This is a genomic window from Enterobacter sichuanensis (genome assembly GCF_002939185.1).
In the GTDB taxonomy this organism is placed as follows: Bacteria; Pseudomonadota; Gammaproteobacteria; order Enterobacterales; family Enterobacteriaceae; genus Enterobacter; species Enterobacter sichuanensis.
Genome location: NZ_POVL01000007.1, coordinates 48,412 through 64,584, shown reverse-complemented (window position 1 = coordinate 64,584; position 16,173 = coordinate 48,412). Strand labels below are relative to the sequence as shown.

Sequence of the window (16,173 nt, the reverse complement as noted above, 5' to 3'; positions counted from 1 at the left end):
GCCCGATACGCTATGTTGACAATTAGTTCCTCAAATGTAACTAAAAGGTTAACTATAATGTCGAACACGTTCCGAATTTCTCTGCTTACCGCTACTGTACTGTTCTCTGCTTCTGCACTGTCCGCCCTGCCGCAGGGCTATCCTGCTGAGTATCAAAAAGTGGTCGATGCCGCCACGAAAGAGGGCAAGGTTGTCATTTATTCCACCACCGACATCAAAGCCGCCGGACCGCTGATCCAGGGCTTCGAACAAACCTACCCGGGCATCAAAGTCGAATACAACGACATGAACAGCACCGAGTTGTACAACCGTTTCATCAGCGAACAGGCTTCAGGCGGCGTGAGCGGCGACGTGGTCTGGAGCTCCTCGATGGACACCGGGCTGAAGCTCGCCACCGACTACGCCATGGAGTACAAATCCCCGGAACAGAGCCAACTGCCGAAATGGGCGGTCTGGAAAGATAAGGCCTACGGCACCACCTATGAGCCGGTGGTCTTTATCTACAACAAGCGCCTGATCCCGGCGGGCGACGTGCCGGATTCGCACGCCGCGCTGGCGAAGCTTATCGCCAGCCAGACGGACAAATTCAAGAACAAAGTCACCACCTATGACATCGAAAAATCGGGTCTGGGCTTTATGCTCTCGGTGCAGGATCACAACGCCGATCCAAACTACTTTAAGACCCTGGCCGACGTCGCCAAAGGGGGCTTATCGGTGCAGTCGTCTACCGGCACCATGATGGAGCGTGTCTCCTCCGGTGAAAACCTGATCGGCTTTAATATCCTTGGATCCTATGCTGAAGCGCGTGCGAAGAACGATCCGTCGCTCGGCATCGCCTATCCGAAGGATTACACCCTGGTGCTGTCGCGCGTGTCGTTCATCAGCCAGCAGTCGCAAAACAGCAATGCGGCCAAACTGTGGCTCGACTACGTGCTCTCTGAAAAAGGGCAAAGCATTCTGGCCAATCAGGCGGACATTCCGTCCATTCGTAACGATATCGAAGGGAAAAATGATATCGACGGCCTGACCAAAATCCTCGGCAACGCGCTGAAGCCGATCCCGGTTGATGAAACGCTGCTGGAATACCTGCAGCCGAAAAAACGCCTGGAGTACATCAAAGAGTGGCGTACCGCCGCCGGCAAATAAGCGTCTGAGCGCGGCGCAAGCCGCCGCGCTCCCTTATCGACCTGAGTTCGTTTTTCTGGGCTGCAATACCAGGGATACCCCATGAATACATTACGCAGAAAGTGGCAAAGCCTGCCGCGCGGCATCGTCGTGCTGATAACCGCTCTGGTTATCTATACGCCGCTGTCGTTTATCGTGATACAGAGCTTCCTGTCCGCCCCCTTCTTTTCGCCGTCAAAAGAGTGGAGCTTTGAATCATTTGATTTTATTTTCACTGACCCTGATTTTTATAAAGCCCTGAAGAGTGGCTTTATTCTGGCTTTCGGGCTGGTGTTTATCTCTATCCCGCTGGGCGGCGTGCTGGCCTTTTTGATGGTGCGTACCGACCTGCCCGGTCGCCGGTTGATTGAGCCGCTGATCCTGGTCCCGATTTTCGTTTCACCGATGGTTCTGGGCTTTGGCTACGTGGTGGCCGCCGGTCCGGTGGGCTTTCTCTCCCAGTGGGCTGAAGCGCTGATTGGCTTTGTGCCGTGGAACATCTACGACATGTCGAGCATTGTGGTCATTGCCGGCCTGACGCACGTCCCGCACGCCTATCTGTATATCTCGTCAGCGCTGCGCAGCGTGGGCTCCGATGTGGAAGAGGCCGCGCGCACCGCGGGCGCATCTCCCTGGCAGGTAATGACCTCCGTCAGCCTGCCGATGGTGCGCCCGTCAGTGCTGTACGCCACCGTGCTGCTGTTCTTCCTCGGGCTGGAAGTGTTCGGCCTGATGCTGGTCCTCGGCGACCCGGAAGGCAACATGGTGCTGGCGACCTATCTCTACAAGCTGACGAACAAGATGGGTACCCCCTCCTATAACCTGATGGCAGCGGTTGCCGTGGTGCTGATCTGTATCACCATCCCGCTGGTGATGCTCCAGCGACGCCTGATGCGTACCGCCAACCGCTTCGTCACCATGAAGGGGAAGGCCTCGCAGGCCCGCGCGTTACCGCTGGGCAAATGGCGCTGGGTGGCCGGCGCGGTGATTGCCTTCTGGCTTACCGTCACCATCGGTGTTCCGCTGCTCGGCGTGGTATTGCGCGCGTTTATCTCCAACTGGGGCGTGGGCGTTTCGCTGTGGGATGAGCTTTCCCTGAATACCTTCCGCACCATCTGGGCGCAGCCCAACCTGCTGCGCGCCATTATCAACTCCATGGCGATCGGGGTGATTGGCGGTGCGCTGGCGGTAGTCTGCTATCTGTTTGTCGGTATTGCGATGCACCGTAAGCCGGACAACACCACGCGTTTCCTCGATTACAGCGTGCTGGTACCGCGCGCGGTGCCCGGCCTGCTGGCGGGCCTGGCCTTCCTGTGGGTGTTCCTGTTCCTGCCGATGTGGCTCGATAACTCGCTGAAATCCGGCTGGCTTTCCGGTTTTGCCTGGACTGACTGGATGCGTGAAAACGTCATCGTCTGGCTGCGTTCCCTTCGCAGCACCATTTTCAGCGTCTGGCTGGCCTATACCGTGGTGTGGATGGCCTACGGGCTGAGGCTCATCTCTTCCACGCTGCTGCAGGTGGGGCCGGAGCTTGAAGAGGCAGCGCGCAGCACCGGGGCGACGCGCGGGCAGATCACCCGCCACGTCACCATCCCGCTCTCCCGTTACGGTCTTATCGGTTCGTGGCTGCTGATGTTCCTGATCTTTGAACGCGAATACTCAACGGGTGTGTACCTGCTGTCACCCGGCACGGAGACCATCGGCTCGATGCTGGTTTCCCTCTGGGCCGCAGGCGCCATTGATATCGTGGCGGCGCTCTCTTTCATTAACATCCTGCTGGTCGTGGTAGGTCTGGGCATTGCCCTTCGTTTCGGAGTGAAAATACATGATTGAATTAGCGGTTGACGATCTGCACTTAACCTACGGCGACAATCCTGTTTTAAAAGGTGTCTCCATGAACCTGAAGCGCGGCGAAGTGGTCTCTCTGCTGGGCCCATCCGGCAGCGGCAAAACCACCCTGCTGCGTGCCGTCGCGGGTCTGGAAAAGCCGACCCAGGGCTCGATTGTGATTGGTAAAAATAAAGTTTACGACGGCACGCCGCGCAGTGAGGTCCCGGCGGAAGAGCGTAATCTGGGGCTGGTGTTCCAGTCCTACGCCCTGTGGCCGCACAAAACCGTGTTTGAGAACGTGGCCTATCCGCTCAAGCTGCGCAAAGTTCCGGCCAAAGAGATCCAGCAGCGCGTGCAGGACGTGCTGGACCAGCTTGGTCTGGGCCATCTTGGCAAACGTCACCCGCACCAGCTCTCCGGTGGGCAGCAGCAGCGTGTGGCGATTGGCCGTGCGCTGGTCTACAACCCGCCGGTGATTTTGCTGGACGAGCCGCTTTCCAACCTCGACGCCAAGCTGCGCGAAGAGGCCCGCGTGTTCCTGCGCGAGCTGATTATCAAGCTCGGGCTATCGGCGCTGATGGTGACGCACGACCAGAATGAAGCGATGTCCATTTCCGATCGCATCCTTCTGCTGAACAACGGAAAGATCGAACAGCAAGGCACGCCACAGGAAATGTACGGCTCGCCGAAAACGCTGTTTACCGCCGAGTTTATGGGCAGCAACAATCGCCTGCACGGTAAGGTCACTGAAGTGCGCGACGGCAAAGCGCGCATCGAGGGGAAAGGTTGGGTGCTGTGGGGCCAGGCCGGTGAAGGGGTGCAGAGCGGTGATGAAGCCACAGCGGTGATCCGCGTCGAGCGCGTCGCGGTGGTCGAGGGGCCAGGGGAAAACCAGCTTGAGCTGCCGCTGCTCACCAGCATGTATCTCGGCGACCGCTGGGAGTACCTGTTCCGTACGGCGGGGGATGACTTTGTGATCCGCGCGTACGGGCATGAGGTTCGGGATCCGCAGCACTGCCATCTTTCGCTGCCGGAGAGGCATGTGTGGGTGTTTCCTAAAAACTAATAAAAAGGCTGCGCAATGCAGCCTTTTTTATGTGCAGAAACAGGAATGGAAAAACAAAAGGGCAGCGTTCTTTTTTACTCTCTAAGCTCAGATTATTCTTAATGTCATGAAAAATAGCTTTTACTTTTTAATGAATTATAAAAATGCAACCCGGCATAAATGATTCAGACTTTTGAAATATAGATCCCCCCTGACTATTCTCATTCGAGCCGATAAGAAGCAAGAAGTGAATACGATAATATCATGAACTATTCACTAACCTTATCAGGCAAATAACCGAAGAGTTTTAAATTCACTCTTTTTGTATGGATATTTGAAAAGGTGTATTGACGCACCACGATGTCACAGGAGTAAGACATGAGCGAAAATTTAATCTGGTCAGGAAAAGTTGACGCTAAAAATGCCGAAGGAACAAACACAGAGATATTCCTCAAAGCGGGAGAGATAATTACCATTCTGGCCAGTGGTTGGGCCCGGAATGGGATTGAAACGTTTGCACTGACCGCCCCTCAGGGACGCATTCCCAGAGAGGGTGAAACGCTGACGGTACGTAATCCTTCGCTTCAGGCACGGATCGGTAAGGATGCCTGGCCAGTTGGCAACCATAAATATCGCTGGTCAGTTCCAGCTGAAGGCACTCTGACGCTGATTTTTGCCGACGGTAAAGACCAGTACAAAGATAATTCGGGTGAATTCAGCGTTGAAGTTTATCGCGAGGCGGATATTTCGGCCGCGACGGCAGCACCGTTTGAAGATTTAACCAACTTCGAACGTGATAACTGGAATAGCTGGCAGGCGGGACCGGCCGGGCACGATCTTTACCTGGTTGATGCCAGCACCCGCGCCGTCGAGTTCATTACCAATGCCAACAAAAACCACGCCGGCGTGATCCTCAAAAAGACGCTGGCAGGTCTTACTGCCGGGCATGAATATACCTGGACGGTGAAAGCTGCGCGCATTATTGGAAAATATGAAGCGCCAAAAATTTCTCTCCGTGCTGACGGCAAAGATATTTCCACACCGTTAGAACTGAAGCAAGCGAACGAATGGATAACCCTGAGTGGTAAATTCAAAGCCACAGGCAGTAAAGCTGAACTCGAGGTAGTCAGCCATGTTGCAGCCAGTATGGGGAATGATTTCCGCATCAAGGAACTAAAAATTAAGGGTTAATCTCCTGAAATATCAGTTTTCTGTTCAGCGAGATGCTGGTGAGCCGTAAAAAATTGTGTAGCGCATATGATGAGATATGCGCTACACCAACAGGCAATAAACACACACGGCATTACTCTTTGTTATGTTGTCTATCTTCTCAGGATCGCCAGCGCGTTGAAACAAGACACGTCTCGATTAACGCCATCCGTAAGCAAGACGCTTACCGAATCCTGGTCAGGGTACCTGAGCGGAAGTAACATACTTCATGCCTAATAAACACCAATGGGGGATTCCTGGTTGCGAACCTGCGTTTGAAAAAGCGTATTCCTTTAATAAAAAGAGCGTGGTGCCTGAAAAAGCACACCATGAAAGAGTCACTACCTGCAATTGAGCAAAGCACTTCCCTGTTTAATTAAAAGGCAACGCAATTGTACTGCCGCGCTATCAATAAACGATACAAGACCTGTCCTGGACTGACCCTGCCCATGATAAAAACGCGGCATAGCGCTTTACTACGTGTTTGAGTCACATATTGCTGCTTTGCTTACGGAAAGCCGTTTGATTACTTGTGGTCTCGCGGATCAATTCCGTTTACTTTAATCTCTATTAACAAGGAACTGCCGAGTGGCAACCAACGGAGATGATACTTTGAGAACGGTTGAGATACTGCAATACACACTGCACAAAGGCACCGGAGCAGCTTTTCACGCCATCATGCAGGAAATCAGTGTACCCCTTCACCAACGCCACAAGATCGATGTTGTTGCGTTTGGTAACTCGCTGCATGACCCGGATTGCTACTACCTTATCCGCGCCTTTGATAGTGCTGAAAGCATGGCTACGGTTCTTGAAACTTTTTACGCAAGTGCTGACTGGCGTAACGGTCCACGTGAAGACATTATTCGTAGCATCGAAACCAGCATTAAAACAGTGATGAATCTGCCATCAGAAAGCGTGGAAGGGCTGAGGGGGTAATCGTAGATCAGGACAGTCATTATACGAGCCTGCAGTACCAGCAGTTACTGTGACGTTACCGGCTCAGGCAAAGTATGAGCCGGCGTGGAAACAGCTGGGATAACAGCCCAATGGAACGCCTCTTCCGGAGCCTGAAGAATGAATGGGAGCCGGTGACTTTAGCGAAGCAGCTCATGTGATCACAGGCTATATCGTCGTGTATTACAGTTCGCTTAGACCGCATGAATATAACGGTAGCTCCTCCCCCAACAAATCGGAAAACCGATACTGGAAAAACTCTAACGCGGTGGCCAGTATTAGTTGCCCCTTACAATACAGCAACGCCAATTATACGGAGATAGTGACGATCAGACCGTCGCAGCAATGCCGCTACACAATAACCTTTGAGGAGGAGTAACCCCCTTTACTGGTTGTTACGAAACATAATTTTGCTTAAGTCTAATACTTGTTGTTCATGTGGTCATTGCTTGTAAAATAGCCACTGAAATTATTTCCATAGCAAGTAGAGGGACTTATGAAGCAATACACCAATGAACTCACCGCCGAAATGCTGGCAGCATTTGACCAGTCACCATTCACAGCTGAACAGCTCGCGGAAATGAACGAAGAAGCCCGTAATCTGATCGCTGAAAGAAACGCCTACAACCTCGCTCACCCAGTTACAGCCGCTTATCTGATTGCTACAGAGGGTAGCTTAACCCGCAACGGGGGAACGGTTATCAGTGAATACAACGGGCAACAGATCGAAATTGAAGACGGAACACGCCTAAATGTATCTCTTGTGGGTGATGAAGTTCGTTATCCAGATGGAACCACCGCGAAAATCAGCACTGGAGTAGGCAATACCTCTGGTGACTCCGCCGCTCTTGTCGGTAGCTTGCTCGACAACGGCGACGAAATTATCAGTAGCCCACAGAATGCCGGAAGAAGAGTAGTCCGAGCAGGGGAATCGTTGCCAGAAAACTTTCTGAAATAAGGCGGTCACTATGGCATCGGTTAACAGAGGCTGCACAGTTCACGGTAAGAACGTTGGTCTACATGGAGATAAAACATCTACAGGCGCACAATGTATTGCCGCCCGCCCCGGTATGTCTGTCATGGGCAAGTGGAAACTCTATATCGGCGATAAGACAACCCCTTGCCCGAAATGCGGGAAAGTGGGGGTGATAGTGAGCGGTGATCCTCGCTGCTCAAATAGCGCTGCAGTCGCCGTGGACGGTGCAGAAATCCACTGCGGTTGTCCACAGGGTACTAATTTTCTTATCGCGCCTGGCACCGTTGAGGTGAATACCCCTTCTTGGGCGACAGCGCCTGTAGAGCCAGTGCAACATGCACAGGCAGCGAAGAAGCAAAACACCTTTGCTGATACCTGCAAACCAGAAGATAACCAGCCATTGAACGGCGTTTACCTCTGGACTGAAACCAAAAACACAGGTCACGCTTTCGTTTCGGTGCACGAGAATAACAATGTCTATCTCTACACGTATGGTCGCTATGGCAGAACCAATCGTGGAGGCTTTACGGGAGATGGTGTTCTTAACTTCCTGCAAGATGAAGATGCAAGGGTTTACTATCGTTCTGAACTCTATGAGATGGGTGCTCGTGTTTTCCGCATAGACGATGCTGACCCGATGAAGACAAGAGCGTTCTTCGAAGACCTATGGAACAACAGTAAGCCAGCTATACAAACATCAAAAATGCCAGAGACAACAAGGAGGAGAGGCCATACCATTGATGAGTATGACGTTACTGGCAGCAACTGCACCACACATTCAGTTGCGGGGATTAAGTTTGCTGGCTCTACGGTATTTGAGCACGGTTACACATCTACGACGACCCAACTACCTTTTGAAGCTGAGGAAGATTTCACCGTTCCGGTATCGCTGCAAAGATTTCTCATCGCAAAGGGTGGAGACATGTCCTCAATGCTTGTCGTTGAGATGACCGGAGTATTCAAAGAGCAATACCCTAATTCAGGCAACTTACAACCATTCCAGGAAACTCGCGGTGGTGTAGCTCAGCATGTTGCAGCGGAAGGTGCAGCCACTGGCGATTCATTGTCTCCGTATTCCGGCGGCACTGTAGGTGGCGTATTAGGGGGATCTTATGGCGATGACGAATAGAATTAAAACCATTTTCCGATGGGGTGGGATTGTCATTGTATCGCTATGCTACTTTATCGCACTGGTGCTATCTACCTTCTCTTTTTCCGCATTCAGCGAGAGTGAAAGTATGCGGTTTTCTGGCCCAATCCCATTAAAAGAGTACCAAGCTTCTATAGACTCGATCATGCAAGCCACTGATGGCGTTTTTACTGTCGCCCTTTTTGGCTTTGCGATCTGCGTGCCTCTCATCCTACTGATCTTTAAAAAGGTGAGATGATGAATAAGAAGTTCTGGATCAGGTGGGGGATTATCGCGCTGATCTGCATAGCCTATTACGTTATCGTGCTGTATTTCGATCTGGTCTTCGCGCTTAACTTTTCAGAGACAATGAGCCAGAGTGGGGAGCTTACGCCTTCTCAATGCACCTGGTTTGTTAAGGATCTATCGCAAAATCACTCTGATTCGGCTTTAGCCTCTATCATTGGTTTCGCTGTCTGCGTCCCTCTGATCCTGCTTATCTTCAAGAAAGTGAGATGACCGCCAAAGGCTGGAGAGATCCAGCCTTTCCCCTTTTCCCTAATTTTAGATAATAGAAGCCATAAAGCCCCGTTGGTGATACAACAACAAGCGGAGCGTAGCGACTTCATCAGACTGTCAGAGGGATCACACCTTATCAGGATAACCGTGTACCCTTGCGGGAGCGTGGCTGAAACGCTCATAGAGCCTACATGTCGTTTGTAGGTACGTTATCACCATAAACCTGTTTACGTAGCTCTGAGAGCCGCACATCGGGCTTGAAATGCGTATGATCAATCTTTCGATGACATAACTATGCCTGGATGGGCTTTTTCTTCACGTTTTACTATCGCGGTGTGAGGATGCAACTGCCGCCAACGCTGAGTTATACTGTCATCTCACCATGTAACTTAGCGTGACAGTTACCAAGGGCTGATCACAATGGTAGAACCCATAGGCGACTAAAATAGGTAACTATTTAAGTTGCTGATAGAGAAGGCTTTTAAGGCTTCTCCACAAGGAGAGAGATCTGGAGCGGGCGAAGGGAATCGAACCCTCGTATAGAGCTTGGGAAGCTCTCGTTCTACCATTGAACTACGCCCGCTTTGAGGTGCGTAAGGCATTATAGACCTTACGCTTCTTCATACAAGCCTCTTCACCACTAACCGGCGATAAAATAATCACTTAGCACTTCGGTTTGCCGCCGGGCGCAGGAAGATAACGCTGCGGATCGATGGCCGTCGCCTTATAGCGGATCTGGAAATGCAGCTTCACCGTGTCCGTGCCTGTGCTGCCCATGGTGGCGATCTTCTGCCCTGCCTTCACGTTCTGTCCGTTGTTGACCAGCATCGTGTCGTTGTGCGCATAAGCCGTGATGTAGTCTTCGCCATGCTTAATCATGATCAGGTTACCGTAGCCGCGCAGCTGGTTACCGACGTAAACCACCTTTCCGGCACCGGAGGCATAAACCGGCGTACCGCGTGCAGCAGCGATATCAATACCTTTGTTACCGCCTTCAGCAAGGGAGTACGGCAGCACCACTTTACCGCTGGCCGGCCAGATCCAGCAGCGTTGACCGACCGGCGGCCAGGAAGACTGCGGCACCGCGTAAGACGGCGTCACTTTCGCGGTTTTGCCCTTCGAGGAGGATTTTTTGCCTGCGGACGAACCGCCAGAAACCTTCAGCTTCTGCCCCACCTCGATAGTGTAAGGCGGAGAGAGATTATTGAGCAGTGCCAGATCCTTCACGCTGGTCCCGGTCGCACGCGAAATGCGATACAGCGTATCCCCGCGCTTAACGGTATAGACCGAACCGGTATAGCTGCCCATATCCGATGATTTGCTTCCTGAACAGCCTGCCAGTAATAGCGTCAGCGTCAGACAAAAAATGGCGGTGATGGGTTTTCTCATCAGGCTTCCTGCAAACAAAACAGATCCTCGGTCAGCGTGAATGGCGCCCTATAATACCAGCCAGAAGTGTGAAGGGTCAGCCCTTTTCCGCTCCTGGAGACAAACCGTTCGTATAAGAATGCCGTATAATGCTGCTCTGCTGATGGTGCAGAACCATCCGCATCGTTGGCACTGGAGCAGGAATGAGTATTCAAGAACACGTTATTTTGGTAAACGACCAGGGAAAGGTGATTGGCACTCAGGAAAAGTACGCCGCGCACACGACCCAAACCCCTCTGCATCTGGCGTTCTCCTCCTGGTTGTTTAACGACAACGGTGAATGTCTGGTAACCCGGCGTGCGTTAAGCAAAAAAGCCTGGCCGGGCGTCTGGACGAACTCCGTCTGCGGGCATCCGCAATCGGGTGAAGAGACGCAAGAGGCCATTATCCGACGCTGCCGCTATGAGATCGGCGCTGAAATTACCGATATTACCCCCGTGGCGTCCGAGTTTCGTTACCGTGAAACCGATCCTTCCGGGATCGTTGAAAACGAGATTTGCCCGGTATTCGCAGCACGCATCACCAGCGAACTGCGGATTAACCACGATGAAGTGATGGCGTTCGAGTGGGTTACGCTGGAGTCGTTATTCCACGCCCTCGATGCCGCGCCCTGGAGCTTTAGCCCGTGGATGGTGCTGGAAGCGACGGCCGCGCGAGACGCCCTCAGAGCGTTCGCCGCGCAATAAAAAAGCCCCTTTCGGGGCTTTTTTTACGTCGGTTCGACTTATTTCACCGGGCGCATCGCCGGGAACAGGATCACGTCACGGATGGTGTGGCTGTTGGTAAACAGCATCACCATGCGGTCGATACCAATCCCCAGACCCGCCGTTGGTGGCAGACCGTGCTCCAGCGCGGTCACGTAGTCTTCGTCGAAGAACATCGCTTCGTCGTCGCCTGCCGCTTTCGCATCAACCTGGTCCTGGAAACGCTGAGCCTGGTCTTCCGCATCGTTCAGCTCGCTAAAGCCGTTGCCGATTTCACGGCCGCCGATGAAGAATTCAAAGCGGTCAGTGATCTCCGGGTTCTGGTCATTACGACGCGCCAACGGAGAAACTTCAGCCGGATACTCGGTGATGAAGGTCGGCTGAATCAGGTGCGCTTCGGCCACTTCTTCGAAGATCTCAGTCACGATACGACCCAGACCCCAGCTCTTCTCAACCTTGATACCGATGCTCTCGGCGATCGCTTTTGCAGAATCGAAGTTATCCAGATCCGCCATGTTGGTTTCCGGACGGTATTTCTTGATCGCTTCGCGCATGGTTAGTTTTTCGAACGGCTTGCCGAAGTCGAAGACTTCTTCACCGTAAGGGACCTGGGTGGTGCCCAGAATATCCTGCGCCAGCGTACGGAACAGGGATTCGGTGAGCTCGATCAGGTCTTTATAATCTGCATACGCCATATAGAGTTCCATCATGGTGAACTCTGGGTTATGACGAACGGAGATACCTTCGTTACGGAAGTTACGGTTGATCTCGAACACGCGGTCAAAACCACCGACCACCAGACGCTTCAGGTACAGTTCCGGCGCGATACGCAGGTACATGTCCAGGTCCAGGGCGTTGTGATGGGTGATGAACGGACGCGCAGACGCGCCGCCTGGGATCACCTGCATCATCGGGGTTTCCACTTCCATAAAGTCGCGGTTAACCATGAACTGGCGAATACCGGCCATGATCTGGGAGCGAATTTTGAAGGTCTTGCGGGATTCATCGTTAGAGATGAGATCCAGGTAGCGCTGACGATAGCGCGCTTCCTGATCCTGCAGGCCGTGGAATTTGTCCGGCAGCGGGCGCAGGGCTTTGGTCAGCAGACGCAGCTCGGTGCAGTGGATAGACAGTTCACCGGTCTTGGTTTTGAACAGTTTACCTTTCGCGCCCAGGATATCGCCCAGGTCCCACTTCTTGAACTGCTCGTTGTAGATACCTTCCGGCAGATCGTCACGGGACACGTACAGCTGAATGCGGCCGCCAACGTCCTGCAGAGTCACGAAGGAGGCTTTACCCATGATACGGCGGGTCATCATGCGGCCTGCAACGGCCACTTCAACGTTCAGCGCTTCCAGCTCTTCGTTCTCTTTCGCGTCGAAGTCAGCGTGCAGTTGGTCTGAGGTGTGGTCACGACGAAAATCGTTCGGGAACGGCACGCCCTGCTCACGCAGCGCTGCCAGCTTCTCGCGGCGGGTTTTCAGTTCGTTGTTAAGATCGACTACCGCGTCAGTGCCCTGTGCTTGTTGTTCAGACATGTTGGTTCCTCATAACCCTGCTTTCAAACTTGCTTCGATAAATTGGTCCAGGCTGCCGTCCAGCACCGCCTGCGTGTTGCGGGTTTCAACCCCGGTACGCAGGTCTTTGATGCGGGAGTCATCAAGGACGTAAGAACGGATCTGGCTGCCCCAGCCGATGTCAGACTTGTTATCTTCCATCGCCTGTTTCTCAGCATTTTTCTTCTGCATCTCCAGCTCATAAAGCTTCGCTTTCATCTGCTTCATGGCCTGGTCTTTGTTCTTATGCTGGGAACGGTCGTTCTGGCATTGCGTGACCAGCCCGGTTGGAATGTGGGTAATACGTACCGCAGATTCCGTACGGTTAACGTGCTGTCCGCCCGCGCCGGACGCGCGGTAAACGTCGATACGCAGGTCCGCCGGGTTGATTTCGATATCGATGTCTTCATCCACTTCCGGGTAAACAAACGCGGAACTGAAGGAGGTATGACGACGGCCACCGGAGTCGAACGGGCTCTTACGCACCAGACGGTGTACGCCGGTTTCGGTACGCAGCCAGCCGTAGGCGTAGTCGCCAATGATCTTGATGGTGACGGACTTAATACCAGCCACTTCACCTTCAGACTCTTCGATAATTTCGGTTTTGAAACCGCGCGCTTCAGCCCAGCGCAGATACATACGCATCAGCATGCTGGCCCAGTCCTGCGCCTCGGTACCGCCAGAACCTGCCTGAATATCGAGATAGCAGTCAGCGCTGTCGTATTCGCCGGAGAACATACGACGGAATTCAAGCTGCGCCAGCTTCTCTTCCAGCACGTCGAGTTCTGCCACGGCTTCGTTAAAGGTTTCTTCGTCGTCGGCTTCTACAGCCAGCTCCAGCAAACCGGAAACATCTTCCAGCCCCTGAGCCATTTGATCCAGCGTATCTACGATAGCTTCGAGAGAGGAACGCTCTTTACCCAGCGCCTGTGCGCGTTCAGGTTCGTTCCAGACGTCCGGCTGTTCCAGCTCGGCGTTTACTTCTTCAAGACGCTCTTTCTTGGCATCGTAGTCAAAGATACCCCCTAAGAACGTCAGAGCGCTCCGTGAGATCCTGAATACGGTTTTTTACCGGATTAATTTCAAACATGGTCTGTTTTCTTTTATGGACTAGTCAAAATGCGGTGATAAGAGCGGGATTGTACCGAATCCACGCCCTTTTTTATAGAGATTACTGCCGCTAAATTGGCCAGATATTGTCGATGATGATCTGAAGGGAGCGGTTACCGCGAAACTCGTTGATATCCAGTTTGTACGCCAGTTCAACCTCGCGCACGCCGTTATCCGGCCATATCGACGTGTCCACGTTGAAGGCAATGCCGTCCAGCAGCGGCCCGCCGCCGACCGGCTCAACCATCACTTTCAGATGACGCTCGCCGACGATACGCTGCTGCAGCAGACGGAAACGGCCGTCGAACAACGGTTCCGGGAACATCTGCCCCCAGGGACCCGCATCGCGGAGCATTTGCGCCACCTCCATCGTCATCTCCAGCGGTGAGAGCTCGCCATCGGACACCACTTCTCCCTGCAACAGGGCCGGGTCAATCCAGTCGGTGACCAGCTCACCAAACAGACGCTGAAACTCGTCGAACTTCGCCTCTTCAAGGGACAGCCCCGCCGCCATCGCATGGCCGCCGAACTTGATCATCAGACCCGGGTAGAGCGTATCGAGCCGCTCCAGCGCGTCGCGCATGTGCAGACCCTGAATCGAGCGGCCGGAGCCTTTCAGCGTGCCGTCGCCCGCAGGGGCAAAGGCAATCACCGGCCGGTGGAAACGCTCTTTAATGCGTGACGCCAGAATGCCGACCACGCCCTGATGCCACTCGGGATGGTACATCGCCAGGCCGCCCGGCAACGTATCGCCGCTGCGCTCCAGCTTTTCACACAGGGTCAGCGCTTCGGCCTGCATCCCCTGCTCAATCTCTTTACGGGTCTGGTTCAGGGCGTCCAGCTCGTTGGCCAGCACGCGCGCTTCACCGATGTTGTCACACAACAGCAGCGCGACCCCGACGGACATATCGTCCAGTCGTCCGGCAGCGTTCAGGCGCGGCCCGAGGGCAAAGCCGAGATCGCTGGCCGCCAGCTTGAGCGGGTCGCGATTGGCAATCTCCAGCAGCGCCTTGATCCCAGGACGGCACTTGCCTGCCCGGATACGGCTTAAGCCCTGCCAGGTCAGGATACGGTTATTGGTATCGAGCGGGACCACGTCCGCGACGGTACCCAGCGCCACCAGGTCGAGGTATTCAGCCAGGTTCGGTACGGCAATCCCGCGGGATTCAAACCAGCCTTTATCACGCAGCAGCGTGCGCAGCGCCAGCATCAGATAAAACGCCACGCCTACGCCCGCGAGAGATTTAGAGGGAAATTCACAATCGCGCAGGTTTGGGTTAACGATCGCTTCCGCCGCAGGCAGCGTTTCGCCCGGCAGGTGGTGATCGGTGACCAGCACCGGGATCCCCAGCTGATGGGCATGATCGACCCCCGCATGAGAGGAGATGCCGTTATCCACGGTCATGATCATCTGCGCACCGCGGGCGTGGGCCTGATCGACCACTTCCGGGCTAAGGCCATAGCCGTCTTCAAAACGGTTCGGCACCAGATAGGTAACGTTATCGCAGCCCAACGCGCGCAGGCTGAGTACGCTCAGCGCGGTGCTGGTTGCGCCGTCGGCATCGAAATCCCCTACCACCACAATGCGCGTGCCTTCGCGCAGCGCGTCGTAGAGCATCTCGGTCGCTTTTTCGATACCGTTCAGCTGCTGCCAGGGCAGCATCCCTTTCACGCTGCGTTCAAGATCCTCAGCACGGCGCACGCCGCGGCTGGCATAGAGGCGCTTCAGCAGCGGTGAGAGCTCGTCTGGCAAATCAACCGGTTCAACCGCCTCGCGGCGGCGCAATTTTATGGGGGCTTTCACGCGGATTATTTACCACCAAACTGTTTCTGGTGGGCATCGAGGAATTCTTTCATCTCTTTCGGTCCCTGATAGCCCGGAACAACGTAACCGTTGCTCAGCACAATCGCAGGCGTACCATTCACGCCAAACTGCACGCCCAGCGCGTAGTGGTTAGCAATGTCGATGTCGCAGGACGCTGGCTTAATCTCTTTCCCGCTCATCGCATCATCAAACGCTTTGTTGCGGTCTTTCGCACACCAGATAGCCTTCATGTCCTTCTCCGGCTGGCTCTGCACGCCTGCACGCGGGAAAGCCAGGTAACGCACGGTAATGCCCAGCGCGTTGTAGTCTTTCATCTCTTCATGCAGCTTGTGGCAGTAGCCGCAGGTGATGTCGGTGAAGACGGTAATAACGTGTTTTTCCTGCGCCGCTTTATAGACGATCATCTCTTTTTCGAGCGCGTTCAGGTTTTTCATCAGCAGCTGGTTGGTGACGTTGACCGGCTGCGCGCCGCTCACATCGTACAGCGGGCCCTGAATCATATGTTTGCCGTCTTCGGTGACGTACAGCACGCCGCTGTTGGTCAGCACCGTTTTCAGGCCGGCAACCGGGGCTGGCTGAATATCGCTACTGGTGACGCCAAGCTTCGCCAGCGACTGTTTAATGGCGGCGTCATCCGCATGGGCGAAACCGGTAAATGAGGCTGCCAGCAGGGTGAACAGCGCGAAAGACTTTTTCATAGTTGATCCTGTTACAATTCGTC

At 53.9% G+C, this 16,173-nt stretch carries 15 protein-coding genes, 1 tRNA gene and 1 pseudogene; 11 read left to right on the top strand and 6 right to left on the bottom strand.

Annotated features, from left to right (window positions below):
* Nucleotides 1–57: 57 nt before the first annotated feature.
* The 10 genes and pseudogenes from C5687_RS05325 (at nt 58) to C5687_RS25255 (ending at nt 8,829) form a co-directional block, all read left to right on the top strand.
* On the top strand, nt 58–1,146 hold the full coding sequence (locus tag C5687_RS05325) for an ABC transporter substrate-binding protein (RefSeq protein ID WP_045285838.1): 1,089 nt from the start codon (nt 58–60) through the stop codon (nt 1,144–1,146).
* Between the two features lie 81 nt (nt 1,147–1,227).
* Complete coding sequence (locus C5687_RS05320) at nt 1,228–2,997, top strand: ABC transporter permease (RefSeq protein ID WP_025757776.1); 1,770 nt, start codon at nt 1,228–1,230, stop codon at nt 2,995–2,997.
* Nucleotides 2,990–4,060, top strand: coding sequence for an ABC transporter ATP-binding protein (locus C5687_RS05315; RefSeq protein ID WP_104556538.1), 1,071 nt, complete (start codon nt 2,990–2,992; stop codon nt 4,058–4,060). Before C5687_RS05320 ends, C5687_RS05315 begins: the two co-directional genes overlap by 8 nt.
* A gap of 357 nt (nt 4,061–4,417) precedes the next feature.
* A complete protein-coding gene (locus C5687_RS05310) occupies nt 4,418–5,230 on the top strand; it encodes a LecA/PA-IL family lectin (RefSeq protein ID WP_104556537.1) in 813 nt (270 codons plus the stop codon).
* Between the two features lie 630 nt (nt 5,231–5,860).
* Complete coding sequence (locus tag C5687_RS05305; RefSeq protein ID WP_047959854.1) at nt 5,861–6,187, top strand: NIPSNAP family protein; 327 nt, start codon at nt 5,861–5,863, stop codon at nt 6,185–6,187.
* Nucleotides 6,148–6,488 (top strand): annotated as a pseudogene (locus tag C5687_RS05300) (IS3 family transposase); the annotation flags it as partial. The gene C5687_RS05305 and the pseudogene C5687_RS05300, both read left to right, overlap by 40 nt.
* A 213-nt stretch (nt 6,489–6,701) precedes the next feature.
* Nucleotides 6,702–7,163 carry a PAAR domain-containing protein gene (locus C5687_RS05295; RefSeq protein WP_072438991.1) on the top strand — a complete coding sequence of 154 codons (462 nt, stop codon included), beginning with the start codon at nt 6,702–6,704 and terminating at the stop codon, nt 7,161–7,163.
* Nucleotides 7,164–7,173: 10 nt separating this feature from the next.
* Nucleotides 7,174–8,310, top strand: coding sequence for a PAAR domain-containing protein (locus tag C5687_RS05290; protein WP_104556536.1), 1,137 nt, complete (start codon nt 7,174–7,176; stop codon nt 8,308–8,310).
* Nucleotides 8,294–8,569 (top strand): hypothetical protein, encoded by a 276-nt coding sequence (locus C5687_RS05285; protein WP_089600312.1) that lies wholly within the window; start codon nt 8,294–8,296, stop codon nt 8,567–8,569. Before C5687_RS05290 ends, C5687_RS05285 begins: the two co-directional genes overlap by 17 nt.
* Nucleotides 8,566–8,829: a hypothetical protein gene (locus C5687_RS25255; RefSeq protein ID WP_104556535.1), complete on the top strand. Its 264-nt coding sequence runs from the start codon at nt 8,566–8,568 to the stop codon at nt 8,827–8,829. The genes C5687_RS05285 and C5687_RS25255 overlap by 4 nt, the downstream gene beginning before the upstream one ends.
* A 509-nt stretch (nt 8,830–9,338) precedes the next feature.
* On the opposite strand, the gene C5687_RS05270 is transcribed toward C5687_RS25255, so the two are convergent.
* Nucleotides 9,339–9,412, bottom strand: a tRNA-Gly gene (locus C5687_RS05270).
* Nucleotides 9,413–9,492: 80 nt separating this feature from the next.
* The gene (gene actS, locus C5687_RS05265) at nt 9,493–10,236 is read right to left on the bottom strand and encodes an amidase activator ActS (protein WP_373467669.1); all 744 of its coding nucleotides are present in this window, start codon (nt 10,234–10,236) and stop codon (nt 9,493–9,495) included.
* A 164-nt stretch (nt 10,237–10,400) separates the two neighbouring features.
* On the opposite strand from actS, the gene idi reads away from it, so the two are divergent.
* Nucleotides 10,401–10,943, top strand: a complete 543-nt coding sequence (gene idi, locus C5687_RS05260; protein WP_025757767.1) for an isopentenyl-diphosphate Delta-isomerase — start codon at nt 10,401–10,403, stop codon at nt 10,941–10,943.
* A gap of 38 nt (nt 10,944–10,981) precedes the next feature.
* Here idi and lysS read toward each other — a convergent pair whose 3' ends face one another.
* The 4 genes from lysS to dsbC form a co-directional block, all read right to left on the bottom strand.
* Nucleotides 10,982–12,499, bottom strand: coding sequence for a lysine--tRNA ligase (gene lysS / locus C5687_RS05255; RefSeq protein ID WP_104556532.1), 1,518 nt, complete (start codon nt 12,497–12,499; stop codon nt 10,982–10,984).
* A 9-nt stretch (nt 12,500–12,508) separates the two neighbouring features.
* Nucleotides 12,509–13,607 (bottom strand): peptide chain release factor 2 gene (prfB, locus tag C5687_RS05250; protein ID WP_095908218.1). Its coding sequence is split into 2 segments (ribosomal slippage): nt 12,509–13,531 and nt 13,533–13,607, totalling 1,098 coding nucleotides; the frame shifts between segments, so codons are not numbered across the junction.
* Nucleotides 13,608–13,697: 90 nt separating this feature from the next.
* Nucleotides 13,698–15,431 (bottom strand): single-stranded-DNA-specific exonuclease RecJ, encoded by a 1,734-nt coding sequence (gene recJ, locus C5687_RS05245; protein WP_104556531.1) that lies wholly within the window; start codon nt 15,429–15,431, stop codon nt 13,698–13,700.
* Nucleotides 15,432–15,436: 5 nt separating this feature from the next.
* On the bottom strand, nt 15,437–16,150 hold the full coding sequence (gene dsbC / locus C5687_RS05240) for a bifunctional protein-disulfide isomerase/oxidoreductase DsbC (RefSeq protein WP_025757763.1): 714 nt from the start codon (nt 16,148–16,150) through the stop codon (nt 15,437–15,439).
* Between the last annotated feature and the right edge of the window lie 23 nt (nt 16,151–16,173).

Bases quoted from the DNA above. Each gene is read 5' to 3' on its own strand.
- C5687_RS05325 (WP_045285838.1), top strand. From the start codon at position 58: ATGTCGAACACGTTCCGAATTTCTCTGCTTACCGCTACTGTACTGTTC.
- C5687_RS05295 (WP_072438991.1), top strand. From the start codon at position 6,702: ATGAAGCAATACACCAATGAACTCACCGCCGAAATGCTGGCAGCATTT.
- C5687_RS05285 (WP_089600312.1), top strand. From the start codon at position 8,294: ATGGCGATGACGAATAGAATTAAAACCATTTTCCGATGGGGTGGGATT.
- lysS (WP_104556532.1), bottom strand. From the start codon at position 12,499: ATGTCTGAACAACAAGCACAGGGCACTGACGCGGTAGTCGATCTTAAC.
- C5687_RS05315 (WP_104556538.1), top strand. From the start codon at position 2,990: ATGATTGAATTAGCGGTTGACGATCTGCACTTAACCTACGGCGACAAT.
- C5687_RS05290 (WP_104556536.1), top strand. From the start codon at position 7,174: ATGGCATCGGTTAACAGAGGCTGCACAGTTCACGGTAAGAACGTTGGT.
- idi (WP_025757767.1), top strand. From the start codon at position 10,401: ATGAGTATTCAAGAACACGTTATTTTGGTAAACGACCAGGGAAAGGTG.
- C5687_RS05310 (WP_104556537.1), top strand. From the start codon at position 4,418: ATGAGCGAAAATTTAATCTGGTCAGGAAAAGTTGACGCTAAAAATGCC.
- C5687_RS25255 (WP_104556535.1), top strand. From the start codon at position 8,566: ATGATGAATAAGAAGTTCTGGATCAGGTGGGGGATTATCGCGCTGATC.
- dsbC (WP_025757763.1), bottom strand. From the start codon at position 16,150: ATGAAAAAGTCTTTCGCGCTGTTCACCCTGCTGGCAGCCTCATTTACC.
- C5687_RS05320 (WP_025757776.1), top strand. From the start codon at position 1,228: ATGAATACATTACGCAGAAAGTGGCAAAGCCTGCCGCGCGGCATCGTC.